Source organism: Lactiplantibacillus sp. B652, from assembly GCF_023806745.1.
In the GTDB taxonomy this organism is placed as follows: domain Bacteria; phylum Bacillota; class Bacilli; order Lactobacillales; family Lactobacillaceae; genus Lactiplantibacillus; species Lactiplantibacillus pentosus.
The window spans coordinates 97421-110929 of record NZ_JAMSKY010000002.1 but is presented as its reverse complement, the minus strand read 5'-3'; the positions used below and the strand labels follow the sequence as shown (position 1 = coordinate 110929).

Genomic DNA, 13509 nt, shown 5'->3' with positions numbered 1-13509 from the left:
TTGCGCATTCGTCGTGGAAAACGTTAATACGTCCAAAACAGGGCGTTGCAAAACACCGAGGACACTGTCACCCAAAGGTCTTAATACCGCAGCCAATCCAAAGCTAAGCATTAGTTTGTTGAGAAAACAATTAATCACTTAGACCGAGCAAATGATGTAAATCCTAATTGCGTGACCCGCGAAGTTATAAAGGCACTCGGTATAGTATAATAAAGCTTAACTGATACCTGGAGGGGGACGAACCAGATGATTGAAATTCACGATTTAACGAAGCGGTATGGGGATAAAACGGCTTTAAATCAGCTCAACCTGAACATTGCACCAGGCCAAATTTTTGGACTTTTAGGCCATAATGGTGCTGGTAAATCAACGACGATCAAAAACCTAGTAAGTATTATCCAACCCACGAGTGGCACGATCACGGTTGATGGCTCAGACCTTGCACAGCAGCGGTTGGCGGTCAAAGCCAAGATTTCCTACGTGCCGGATACGCCTGATATTTTCCTACAATTGTCAGCGATGGAGTACTGGGATTTGATTGCTGCAGCTTATCAAAAATCTGAGGCAGAGGTCCAACAGCGCCGGCAACAATTGATGGCCTTATTCGATATGGCTGAACATGCTGAAGAACCGATGGCCAGCTATTCACACGGGATGCGGCAAAAAGCAATCGTAATTGGCGCGTTGCTTCCGGATCCCGACATCTGGATTCTGGATGAGCCAATGCAGGGATTAGATCCGCAAGCGGCCTTTGATTTGAAAAATCTGATGAAGGCACATGCGGCCAAGGGTAAAACGGTGATTTTTTCGACGCATAATTTGGATACCGCTCAGCAGTTATGCGACCAGTTGGCAATCTTGAAGCAGGGCCAACTTATTTATACCGGCACGGTCGAAGCGTTGTTAGCGCAACATCCGCAACAATCGTTGGAGACCATTTATCTCGAAATGGCAGGACGACCGACGAATGGGGCCTTGGTGGATGCGATTGAGGGTGAGCCAGATGAATAACCAGCAGTTACGCGTGTTATTGGCCGTCAATCTCAGATTAGTGAATCCGCAACTGACGGAACGGTTACGCAAAAAAGGAATGTCAGGCTCGGCCCTGAGTAAGAAACTAATGCGGCAGTTTTACTTGAACGCGTTAATGTTTCTGGGCGTCTATGGGCTGACGATGATTGCCATTGATTTCAGTAAGCTCCCCGGCATGTTTACGTTTTATGTCGCGCTATTTATTTTATTAGGAATTTCGCAGAGCATTGCCGGGATTTATAACGTCTTTTTTGCCGGTAATGACCTCGCTGAATACTTGCCATTGCCGTTTCGTAACCAGGAAATCTTTCTGAGTAAAATTTTAGTTGTGATCTTCAACACGGTGCCGTTTACGATTCCGTTACCGTTGATTTTTGTGATGACGATGACGCAGGCAGGATACTTCGTGGGACTGGGAATCGTATTGGCAATCTTGATGTATGCCCTGATTTTAGGCCTGATTCTATGTGGGTGTGCCCTGATCGTTTTTGGCTTGACCAAGCTTAAGGTATTTCGCACCCATCAAAAAATGGTGATGAATATTATGTTAGGCCTAAACGCGCTGTTAGTATTTGTCGGTATTTTACTGATGAATCGGGGTTCTGCGGCAGATTCAGGCACGCGGATCGATCGTACAGTGCTGACACCATTCTTACCCGTTTACAAAGCCTTTATGACGCCATTGACGATTGAGAGCGTATTGACGTGGGTCGGCTTAATTGTCGCTTTACTGGTAGTGCTTACCTTGACTTGGCGCTTCGTCTTGCTGCATTTGGTCGAACAGTTGACCCAAGTGAATACTGTGTTAACAGCTAACCGGCAGCGTCGGCATCCGCGGCAGCATAACCTTAATAAAATCTTACGTTCCTATCAATGGCAGCTCCTAAAAGAGCCGAGTTTGGCGTTACAATTGTTTACCAACTCAATCCTGTTACCGATGATTCTCGTGGGGAGTGTTCTGTTTTCGGGGTCGAGAGCTAACTGGAGTCAGTTGTCCCTTAACTGGGTCGGTGTCTGGTTTGTCGCTGGGATGGCGGGGGCCATTATCAATGTCAATCAAACATCTTTGGTTGGTAATCTGATTTCATTGGATAAAATGAACTTTGACTTTGTGAGCGCACTGCCCATCCCATTAGCCCGGTATTTACGGCAAAAGTTTTATCTCGGCTATTGGTTCCAAGTCGCAATCAACGCAACGATCGCGCTCGTCATCGGAATCGCTGTTCACGCACCCTTAGTTTTAGACGTGGCACTGATATTGGGTATCGCTTGGGGTACGTATTTAGCTGCGCAACACTATTTCAAACGGGATTACCAATTACGCATGACGAACTGGACGAATGTGACGCAGCTTTTCAATCGGGGTGGCGGCAACTTTGGCTTGTTACTCAACTTATTGGTTTACAGTGTCATTGGTATGATTGTCATTGTGAGTTATAGTGTCCTGATTTATTCGTTTGCGGCTAGTGCTGTATGGATTAATGTAATCGTGTTACTAGTCCTTGCATTAGCATCCGGCGCACTAGTTTGGTACAATCACCGGACTTTTTGGCGACGGTTGGATTAAAGGAATCGGCACAACTCATCTGATTAATTGGATGTTGGGTTGTGCTTGGTTAGTGAAAAACCACTTAAAAACTGGTACATTTTAATCATCATCAATTGAAAATAGTAACTAGTACGCGTATTGTGCCAGTTGATTTGTCATGAATCATGATTAAATCATGCCATTTGGTGAATTCCTGTTCGTCAGCCGATGCGCGCCCTAGTCCGACTTCCGGGGCCGGCTGACAACGCTGGAACAGGGCGGACATCGATTTGAACTCACGCAGAAAAGCACTGCGCAATTTCAAATACGAGTCTTCTTCTAGCCCGGGAAGACCACCCGGACAAGAAGAATTTCGCCCTTGAGCATTGTCAGCCAGCCCCTACAGTCGGGAAGCCGCTCGAATGGCGGACGACCGGCCACCTATCTAGGTACAATTGACCACTGAATATTAGGTGGCTGGTCCTTCAGGCAAACTTTTTTGAATCAGTATTTATGTTGATTTATGGTATTCAAATGCTGAGAAGATTGCCTGAAGATTATGTCTAATTCAATGGCAGCCAAACTTACAATCAGACGATTATATGGCCGTTTGCACAGGTTTTAAGGCTTTAACATCTAATCGCCGAGAGTAAGCTCTGCCAATATTCCGTGATGCTGATGGTTCACTGCCTGACAATTTGAACAAAGCGGCTTAATATTACCGGTAACCAGGAACTAACGACTAGTTTATTTAAAGTTGGGCAGATCCATGTCTGCCTTTCGAATATCATCTCCGGCTGGAAGGCGTTTCTGACAATGCTCAGCGATGAAATTCTACTTAGCAAGCGTTTTTGGCTTGGTTAGTGGAAGACCAGTATTTAAGACGTGGTTTGTCGGCTTAAATCTGTGTCCATCGCGTTCCAGCGTTGTCAGAAATGCCTGTAAGCCGGACTAGGACGCAGCTACCACTGAAAGTTTAACGCTAACTCGCACTGTTTCCAGCGGCTTTCAGCTGGCAGCACTTGCGCTTAGAAACTGGCATGATTTAATCATCCTTAATGCTTAAAAATAACTAGCACAACGTATATGACATTAAATTTAAATAAAACTGTTGACAAATCACTCACTAAGTTTTAATGTTAATAACAACTTAATATTCGTCCATGAAACCGATGAAGTGGAGATCAAGATAATGATGCCCGTAAAGAGAGTCGCCGTTGCTGAGAGTGCGATCGAACGCAAGTTATTAAATGGACCACTGAGGGCGCGACCAACGAACAATTTTGTTTTAGTACCTCGCGACGATAGGGAGCCGTCAATTCCCGGGAATGTGTTTGCATTTCGCTAAGCTGGGGCACAAGTCTAACCTGAATGGGGTAGTTTGGTGTCCAACCAAGGTGGTACCGCGGAAAAATCCGTCCTTGACTGTCATTAGTCATGGGCGGATTTTTTGATTGGAGGCAGGTACATGCAACAGCGATGGCAATTCACCACAACTCAATTTCAGATAACACAATCGATGGCTCAACTGTAGTCAATCGATCACCTTCGTATATGAGGAGTGGTTCAACATGAAACCAACATTACAAACATTAATGCCTTATCAAACGCACTATCCCTATGTGCCAGTTATGGTACAACGAACATTACCAGACTTTGACCCGCTAGCCGCTGCCAAACTTGTTCAACGGATGGGCAATGGTTTTGCACTGACGATCGACCGGCATCATCGCTATAGCTATTTTAGTTTTAAACCGCAGCAAAGCTTAACTAGTCGGACGTTAGCATCGCACGACCGCACCCATCCGAATGACACGTTGCAGGCGATCCTTGCGCAATATCGGACACCCCGTATTCACGGGTTACCGCCATTTACGGGTGGCCTGATGGGGTACTTCGGTTATGAATATGTCCAGCAATTCATCCCCAAGTTAGAGCTGACGCCCGCGGCCAGCGCCGACTTGGATGACTTCGGACTGTTCCTAGTGACTAGTGTGTTGGTTTATGATCACCAACACCATGAACTGGGATTGACGCAGCTAATTCCGACGGCCGATTTACCCACGGCATACGCGACAGCTGAAAGTCGGCTGACGGCTAAATTGGAATCAATAATCCAGCAGTTAGAAACGCCGTTAGTCATGCCACCATTTCAGGTACAAGCATCACTTACCATGCAAGCTGATGCGCCAACGTATGCAAGTCGAGTGGAACGGATTCGGCACCATATTCGAGCCGGCGACATTTTTCAAATGATTTACGCTAATCCACGGATTGGAACCATGAGTGGATCGCTATTAGCGGTTCACGCACAGTTGCAGGCAACGCAGGCCCCGTATCAGTGCTATTTTAAACAGGCTGATTTTGAATTAGCTGCCGCGTCGCCTGAAACCCTCGTCACCAAACAGGGCAACCAGATTGCAACCTATCCGTTAGCCGGGACGCGCCGGCGAGGGAAGACACCCACGGAAGACGCCAAATTAGCGCATGAATTGCAGACTAATCCCAAGGAAATCGCGGAGCATAATATGCTGGTGGACCTTGGCCGCAACGATTTGGGCCAAGTGGCACAGTTCAAAAGTGTGCGGGTGACCAACCTCCGCCGCCTGATTCGGTATTCGCAAGTGATGCATCTTGGCTCACGAGTCGCTGCGGAGGTGGCACCGACCACAACGGCACTGCAAGTTTTAGCCGCAACATTTCCAGCGGGAACGTTATCCGGGGCACCAAAAGTGGAAGCGATGACACTGATCAATCATTACGAACGTCAACCACGCGGGGTTTACGGCGGCTGCTTTGGCTACTTGGATTGTAATGGCAACATGGATATGGCAATTGGCATTCGGTTGGCTTATCGCTCACACGAGCGGTTAGTCGTGCCAGCGGGTGCTGGAATCGTCGCCGATAGTATTGGTGCTCAAGAATTTAAGGAGTGCCAGAACAAACAACGCGCCGTGATGAATGCAGTACAATCCGCGAAAGGACGAGAAGTTCATGAAATTACTCATTGATAACTATGACAGTTTTACTTATAACCTGTATCAATTGATTGGTCGTTTAACGCCGGACGCACGGGTGATCAAGAATGATGAACTCACGGTCGAAGCGATTGAGGCCTTACAACCTACTCACATTATTTTGTCGCCCGGACCCGGGACACCAGCGCATACGGGCGTCAGCCCCCAGGTGGTTCAACGATTGGCTGGAAAAGTGCCGATTTTGGGCGTTTGCATGGGCTTGGAGGTGTTGGTGACAGCTTTTGGTGGCCGACTCCGCGCTGCTCATCAGTTGGTACATGGTCAGGCGACGCTGATGCAGGTCCAAGCCTCACCACTTTTTCAAGATTGCCCGATGCAGTTCATGGCGGCGCGCTACCATTCGCTGGTGGCAGATTCGTCCCAGTTACCCGGCAATTTCAGGGTGATTGGGACCAATGACGACCAGGAGATCATGGCAATTGAGGATGCCGGCCGTCATCTGTATGGCGTACAGTTTCATCCGGAATCCATCATGACACCGGCGCCAATTGGTGAACAACTGATTCGTAATTTTTTGACACTGACCGCTTAATGAACAGCTTTGATAACTCAATAAAAAACACATGCAACTATGGAGGCATGATTATGATTGAAAACGCAATTGCACAACTAACTAACCAAAATAATCTCGACTTTGCAACGACCCAACAGGTGATGACCGAAATTATGCAGGGGCACGCGACCGACGCCCAGATTGGCAGCTTTTTAACGGCACTAGCCATCAAACACGCAACCATTGATGAAATTGCCGGCGCGGCAACTGCGATGCGGGCGCAGGCATTATCATTCAAAGCGGGGCGACCGACCTTAGAGATTGTCGGGACTGGTGGTGATCGGTCTAATTCGTTCAACATCTCAACGACGACCGCGCTCGTGGTAGCGGCCGCCGGGGTACCCGTCACCAAGCACGGTAACCGGGCCGCTTCATCGAAGAGCGGCGCTGCCGATGTCTTAGAAGCGTTAGGGGTCAAAATTGATTTAACGCCTGACCAAAGCTTAGCCCTCTTGAATCAGACTAATTTTGCCTTTATGTACGCTCGTGAATACCATCAGGCGATGCGTTTTGTGGCCCCAGCACGGCAGCAAATCAAGATTCCAACCATTTTTAACGTCCTAGGTCCACTGGCCAATCCGGCGCATGCGGAAATGCAATTATTAGGGGTCTATCGTCAAGATTTGATGGCACCCCTGGCACAAGTTTTAATCAAATTGGGCGTCAAACACGCGATGGTTGTGCATAGTCGTGATGGATTGGATGAAATATCGGCTGCGGCCCCAACGGATATCATTGACATTAATGATGGTCACTTAACGACAACCACCATGACACCAGAACAATTCGGTTTGAAACGCTGCGCGCATGCCGATTTGATTGGTGGGACGGCTCAGGAGAACGCTGCGATCACGCGGTCGATTTTAGCGGGTGAACCCGGTGCACCGCGCGACGTCGTCCTCATGAATGCGGCGGCCGCACTCCACATTGCGAAGCCGCAGCTGACTTTAGCCGATGCCTTGGCGCTTGCCACGCAGACGATCGATTCAGGTCAGGCCGCCGCGGAACTCACGCAATTGATTCAGAAGAGTCAGGCGGTGATGGCGTCATGATTTTAACGCAACTTGTTGCCGGCAGTCAGCGGCGCGTACAGGCCGTGCCGCTAGCTGAGCGGATGGCGCTCGAGCAGCGCGCTCGCCAGATGACAGCCCCAGCGCCTTCGTTTAAACGAGCACTGGCGCAACCCGGATTAACCATCATTGGTGAGGTTAAGCGGGCCTCGCCGTCTAAAGGACTGATTGCACCCGATTTTGATTACCTGCAAATCGCCCAGGATTACCAAAATGCGAAAATCGATGCGATTTCGGTGTTGACCGAGCCGGATTATTTTCAGGGGCGGCTGGCCTATCTAGAAGCCATTGCAGCTACGGTCACCGTACCCACGTTACGCAAAGATTTCATCGTTGATGCAAGTCAGGTAGCAGCGGCCCGTGTGGCAGGGGCAAGTGCAGTATTACTAATCGTTGCCGCTTTAGACCCGGACCAATTGAAACGATTACTAGACCTGACGCATGCGTTGCAGTTAGACGCATTGGTCGAAGCGCATACAGCGGCAGACATTAAGCAAGCCGTCGCAGCCGGTGCGGACATCATTGGCATCAATAATCGTAATTTGCAGGATTTCAGCGTGGACATTGCCACTAGTCAGCAACTACGACAACAAATTCCAGCGACGTGTTTAGCCGTAGCGGAATCCGGCATTCAAACGCCGAGCCAAGTCCATCAGCTAGCCACGGCCGGCTTCGATGCCATTTTAGTGGGTGAGACGCTGATGCGTGCGCCGGATAAAGCGGCAGCGGTGGCACAATTACGTGCGGGGGTGGTCGCGTGACCCAAATTAAAATTTGCGGCCTGATGCGGCTCGCGGATGTGGCGATGGTCAATCAAGCACGGCCAGATGCGATTGGATTCATCTTTGCGCCTGGACGTCGGCGGCAGATCACACCAGACCTAGCGAGGCAAATGGCGGCACAACTTAATCCACAGATTCAGCGCGTCGGCGTCTTCACAACTAACTCGCTGGCGGAAATTCTAGCGTTGGTGCAAGCCCACGTCATTCAAGTGGTTCAGCTGCATGGTGCCCTGGATGATCCACGTGTGCCCCAACTACGAGCAGCTCACATTCCCGTGATTCAAGTGGTGATTCCCGCTGATGCAATCAGATGCCAAGCGGATTATCCGTTATTGGACAATTCGCACCCCGGGAGTGGTCAAGTCCTGGATTGGACGGACTTGCCACGGCTCAAACGGCCATTTATCTTAGCGGGAGGTTTGACGCCAGAAAATGTGACGACTGCCATTCAACAAGTTCACCCGGCGATGGTCGATGTATCCAGCGGGGTCGAAACAAATGGTCGAAAGGATGTCCAGAAGATTGCGGCCATTGTTGCCCGCGCACACCAACTTAACTAACACATGATCAGTAGACGAAGAATAAAAGATCGTGACGAATTCGATATGAAATCACACGACCCACTTAAACGGAGGATTCAATATGATTAAAAATACAACGCGACCAGGTCGTTACGGCGACTTTGGCGGCCAATACGTACCAGAGACCCTGATGACTGAATTGCATCGATTAGATCAAGCTTTCCAACACTATCATCAAGATGCCCAATTTCAAGCCGAACTAACCGATCTGCTAAATAACTATGCCAACCGCCCATCCTTGCTATACCATGCACAGCGGCTCTCTGACCAATTGGGTGGTGCTCAGATTTATTTTAAACGTGAGGATTTGAACCACACCGGTGCGCATAAGATCAATAATGTCTTAGGGCAGGCGCTCCTCGCTAAGAAAATGGGTAAAAAACGGTTGATTGCCGAAACGGGCGCTGGTCAGCACGGCGTGGCAACGGCGACGATCGCTGCCTTGTTTGGGATGGAATGTGAGATCTTCATGGGTAAGGAAGACACGGACCGGCAAGCGCTGAACGTGTATCGCATGCAGTTGTTAGGTGCCAAGGTTCATCCAGTCACGACGGGCTCGATGGTGCTCAAAGATGCCATCAACGCGGCGTTGCAGGAGTGGACGCGGCGCTGTGACGATACCGCTTACATCATGGGTTCGGCGACTGGGCCACATCCGTTTCCAATGATGGTCCATGAATTTCAAAGTGTCATCAGTATTGAAGCTAAAAAACAGTTGTTGGCAGAAACCGGCCGTTTACCGGATGCCGTTGTCGCTTGCGTCGGTGGTGGGAGTAACGCTATTGGGAGCTTTGCTGCCTTTTTGGAGGACCCTTCCGTTCAGTTGATTGGCTGTGAAGCCGCTGGTAAAGGCATCGAAACGCCATTGACGGCTGCGACGATTGAACGCGGACGAACTGGGATTTTTCACGGTATGAAGTCGTGTTTCTTACAAGATGAAGCGGGGCAGATTGCGCCAGTCTATTCCATCTCAGCTGGGCTGGATTATCCGGGTGTCGGGCCAGAACACGCTTACTTAGCTGAAACGGGGCGGGCCCAATACGTTGGCGTGACGGATGACCAAGCTGTTCAAGCATTTGAAATGATTGCTAAAGTCGAAGGCATTATTTGCGCGATTGAAAGTGCCCATGCTGTTGCTTATGTTCAACAGCTCGCACCAACCATGCGACCGGACCAAACGATTATTTGTACCTTGTCTGGACGTGGCGATAAAGATGTGGCCGCAATTGCAAAGTATCGGGGGGTAGAAATCAATGACTAATTTAGACCGCGTTTTTCAAAATCATAAGGCGTTCATTGCATTCGTTGTGGCGGGGGATCCAACTTTTGACGCGACTGTCGAGCAGGTGGTTGCGCTAGCGGAGTCGGGTTGTGACTTGGTTGAAATTGGCATTCCATTTTCGGACCCGGTTGCGGATGGTCCGGAGATTCAAGCCGCAGATTTACGCGCCTTTGACCAACAAATCACGCCGCAGCGAGTCTTCGAATTAGTCGCTGCAATTCGGGAGCAAACGGCAGTACCACTGGTGTTTCTGACCTATGCTAACATCGTTTATCAGTTCGGTTATACGGCGTTTGCCAAGCGCTGCCAGGAATTGGATGTTGCCGGTTTGATTATCCCAGACTTACCCCTCGAGGAATCTGGTGAACTTCGGCCAACGCTTGATCAATATGACGTAGCACTGATTCCGTTGATTGCGCCGACGAGCGACGATACTCGGATTGCAGCCATTGCGGCACAGGCCCGCGGCTTCATCTACGTCGTCTCCTCGCTGGGAGTGACTGGGACCCGCAACCACATTACGACCGACCTGACGACATTAGTCACGAAGATTCGGCAAGCGACGACCTTACCCGTTGCGATTGGGTTTGGCATCCATGACCCGGCACAGGCGCACGCAATGGCCAAATTTGCGGATGGTGTGATCGTCGGCAGCGCGGTAGTACATTTAATCGCGAACAACCAACCAGCGACGACGGTTTTGACCGACTATACACGCCAGATGCGCGCGGCGTTGGATGCGGTGCCGGTGCCCGATGGTGAAAAGGGGTAAGCCAAGCAAGCTATTACGGCAACAACTCAACTGTTCACTGGAAACTGGCCAAGTTGCGGGTAAGATTTTATTGCAACCGTGACAATTCTGGGATTGCCGGATGATTAGTTCTTCAAAGTTAAAATGATGTCTTTGTGACGGTATCTGAACCTGATAAGGTGAGGATACCGTTTTTTTGTCAGCTTAGTACCGAATATTTGACGACTATGACCTTTAGATTCTTAGCGAATTTCCACTTAATAACTAGGAATCAGCTGTCCAAAGCGATGTAAACGTGGGTTTGCATTGAATTGACGTCAGCGCCTCGTATTCTAATTAGTTTTCTGTTAGATTATGATAATACGATTAGAAAAGCGAATCGCAAATCAAATTCATGGGAGTGATGATAATGGCAGCTATTCTTTCTTTGATGGTCGTCATGGGCTTCATGATGGTGGGCGAATGGGTCTCAACCCGGAGTCGAGCCTACGTGCCATCCGTTTTTATTACGGCACTTTTATTTTTAATTGGCTTTTGGACGATTGTTCCGAAGAATATTGTGCCCGCCGCTTCGTTTGGCACAGCCTTTATTCAAATTACCCAAGCCGTGCTGTTAGTGCATATGGGGACGTTGATGGACTTGAAACTTTTACTTAAGCAATGGCGTGCCGTGGTGATTGCACTCAGCGGCGTTGTCGGGACTATTATCCTCACGATGGGAATCGGACGCTTATTCTTCAATTGGCATACGATCGTTGCGAGTGTCCCGCCACTGACCGGTGGCCTGGTCGCGGCATTTTTGATGACGGCTGGCTTAAAAGCCCAACACATCACCGCTTTAGTTGCATTTCCGGTCGCAATGTTTGTGATGCACAGTATGCTCGGTTATCCATTGACGGCCTGGATGCTCAAACGTGAGAGTCGGCGACTATTAAAAAACAGGCAGGCGGTCGCCACCGTGGTCACGGATGATGCTGAAACGGCACGTGCCACCGTCAATACAGCGGCGCAGGTCCCAGCCGGAGATGTTCCGACAGCGGATGCCAGCGTTCGGTTGCCGAAATTCAAAATTCGTGCTTGGCATCTACCAGCTGCTTATGATACTTCGGCCTTCATGCTCTTCAAGGTCGCGGCCGTTACGGGGTTAGCTGAAGGGACCGCTCAACTGATGCACGGTGTTGTGAACCAATATATCGTTTGTTTGATTTTTGGCGTCATTGCGCATCAACTCGGTTTTTTAGAAAATGCCGTCTTAGAAAAAGCGGGTGTGTTTCATTGGCTGATGTACGGGTTACTCGCCTACATTTTTGCCAATCTAAACATTGTCAAGATCAGTATGTTGAGCGGCATCTTGGTGCCAATTGTGAGTTTGATCGTATTAGGTGTGTTAGGGATGTTCATCGCGTCTAGCTTATTGGCTCGACCGCTGGGATTCAGTCGTGAAATGGCGTTCGCCAGCGCCCTGACGGCATTGTTTGGGTTTCCCGCAGACTATATTGTGACCCATGAAGTCACAGAAATCATGGGGACGACTCCGGATGAAAAGCAATACTTACTGGATCAAATGCTACCTAAAATGCTAGTCGGTGGCTTTGCAACGGTTTCAGTCGCTTCAGTCGTTATCGCGTCAATTTTCTTAAAAATTTTATAGGGGATGTTATCAATGTTGACCACAACTTTAAGTGCATGGATGACCACGTTACGGCATCAATTACACGCGCATCCTGAATTAGCTTTACACGAAGTCGCAACGACCAAACTCATCGAGCAAACCTTAAGTGACTTAGGGGTCCGGTTGCTGGATTATCCAGGTGAGACGGGGGTCGTCGCCGAGATTGGCCACGGCGCACCAATAATTGCCTTACGCGCAGATATTGACGCCTTGCCAGTTGAAGAAACCAATGATTTACCCTATACTTCAAAGATTCCCGGACGAATGCATGCTTGCGGTCATGACTTTCATACCGCATCCTTATTAGGCGCGGCACGGCTGTTGAAAGCACGCGAGGCTGATCTTCCTGGAACCGTGCGCTTAATTTTTCAACCAGCTGAGGAAGGGCATCGGGGTGCACGCATCATGATTGATAACGGTGTTTTAACGGGTGTGCAGGCCATTGCGGGCTTTCATAATATGCCGAATTTGCCAGTCGGGACGGTGGCGATGAAATCCGGACCGTTAATGGCTAGTAATGACAACTTTGATGTAACGATTCAAGGTCAGGGCGCACACGCGGCTATGCCAGAGGCTAGTCATGACCCGATTGTGACTTTGAGTGAACTCATCGGCAATTTACAGACGATTCGGAGCCGCAATATTGCGCCCGATGCGGCCCTGGTTCTAACGATTGGTGCGATTCAGGCCGGGACCACGTACAATGTGATTCCCAATACAGCGAGTCTCAAAGGCACTATTCGCACCTTTAACGCGGCAAATCGGGCACTGGCCAAACAGCGCTTTTACGAGATCGTCAACGCGACGGCTAAAATGAACCAGCAAGCAGCAACCATCGAATGGGATCGTGGCCCAAGTTGTGTGACGAATGATGAGACTATTACGAGAATTTTGAAAACCGCCTTTGAAAATGATTTTAGGTTGGTTCCGGCGCAATTATGCAACGCGGATGATGACTTTGCCTTATACCAGGAGCGTGTTCCAGGCTGTTATGGCTTTCTAGGTTCGGGAGGCACCGGGGTCTTACATCAGTCGAATTATCAATGTGATGATGCCGGGTTAGCATATGGGGCACGTTTCCATGAGTTGGCAGCACTGGCACTCTTGAAGTGGGCGCAGTGACAGGACTGTTGATCGTTCTCGGTAAACTGGTGAATGGCTATACCGGACTTTTCAAACTATGGCGTGTGACCACGAATAGCTGACGAGGTCCAGGCCAT

General features: G+C 49.4%; 11 protein-coding genes. All 11 read left to right on the top strand.

Translation table 11 applies throughout. From position 1 onward, the window contains the following. Positions 1 to 246 precede the first annotated feature (246 nt). The 11 genes from MZO40_RS03275 to MZO40_RS03225 all read left to right on the top strand — a co-directional run bounded on the left by MZO40_RS03275 (position 247) and on the right by MZO40_RS03225 (position 13411). Positions 247 to 1011 carry an ABC transporter ATP-binding protein gene (locus MZO40_RS03275; protein ID WP_252133099.1) on the top strand — a complete coding sequence of 255 codons (765 nt, stop codon included), beginning with the start codon at positions 247 to 249 and terminating at the stop codon, positions 1009 to 1011. Beyond that, positions 1004 to 2599: an ABC transporter permease gene (locus tag MZO40_RS03270; RefSeq protein WP_105961816.1), complete on the top strand. Its 1596-nt coding sequence runs from the start codon at positions 1004 to 1006 to the stop codon at positions 2597 to 2599. The genes MZO40_RS03275 and MZO40_RS03270 overlap by 8 nt, the downstream gene beginning before the upstream one ends. 1532 nt (positions 2600 to 4131) lie before the next feature. After that, entirely contained in the window at positions 4132 to 5571 is a 1440-nt protein-coding gene (locus MZO40_RS03265) for an anthranilate synthase component I family protein (protein ID WP_105961815.1), read from the top strand. Then, the gene (locus MZO40_RS03260; RefSeq protein ID WP_105961814.1) at positions 5555 to 6130 is read left to right on the top strand and encodes an aminodeoxychorismate/anthranilate synthase component II; all 576 of its coding nucleotides are present in this window, start codon (positions 5555 to 5557) and stop codon (positions 6128 to 6130) included. Before MZO40_RS03265 ends, MZO40_RS03260 begins: the two co-directional genes overlap by 17 nt. A gap of 53 nt (positions 6131 to 6183) precedes the next feature. Continuing rightward, the gene (trpD, locus tag MZO40_RS03255) at positions 6184 to 7203 is read left to right on the top strand and encodes an anthranilate phosphoribosyltransferase (protein WP_105961813.1); all 1020 of its coding nucleotides are present in this window, start codon (positions 6184 to 6186) and stop codon (positions 7201 to 7203) included. Further along, positions 7200 to 7982, top strand: a complete 783-nt coding sequence (gene trpC / locus MZO40_RS03250) for an indole-3-glycerol phosphate synthase TrpC (RefSeq protein WP_105961812.1) — start codon at positions 7200 to 7202, stop codon at positions 7980 to 7982. Before trpD ends, trpC begins: the two co-directional genes overlap by 4 nt. Then, positions 7979 to 8563 (top strand): phosphoribosylanthranilate isomerase, encoded by a 585-nt coding sequence (locus tag MZO40_RS03245; protein WP_105961811.1) that lies wholly within the window; start codon positions 7979 to 7981, stop codon positions 8561 to 8563. Before trpC ends, MZO40_RS03245 begins: the two co-directional genes overlap by 4 nt. Positions 8564 to 8645: 82 nt before the next feature. Then, positions 8646 to 9845 (top strand): tryptophan synthase subunit beta, encoded by a 1200-nt coding sequence (gene trpB, locus MZO40_RS03240; RefSeq protein ID WP_105961810.1) that lies wholly within the window; start codon positions 8646 to 8648, stop codon positions 9843 to 9845. Beyond that, positions 9838 to 10638, top strand: a complete 801-nt coding sequence (gene trpA / locus MZO40_RS03235; RefSeq protein ID WP_088769592.1) for a tryptophan synthase subunit alpha — start codon at positions 9838 to 9840, stop codon at positions 10636 to 10638. The genes trpB and trpA overlap by 8 nt, the downstream gene beginning before the upstream one ends. A 388-nt stretch (positions 10639 to 11026) precedes the next feature. Further along, on the top strand, positions 11027 to 12268 hold the full coding sequence (locus tag MZO40_RS03230) for a hypothetical protein (protein ID WP_105961809.1): 1242 nt from the start codon (positions 11027 to 11029) through the stop codon (positions 12266 to 12268). A 12-nt stretch (positions 12269 to 12280) separates the two neighbouring features. Further along, positions 12281 to 13411: an amidohydrolase gene (locus MZO40_RS03225; protein ID WP_105920937.1), complete on the top strand. Its 1131-nt coding sequence runs from the start codon at positions 12281 to 12283 to the stop codon at positions 13409 to 13411. The last annotated feature ends 98 nt before the right edge of the window (positions 13412 to 13509 follow it).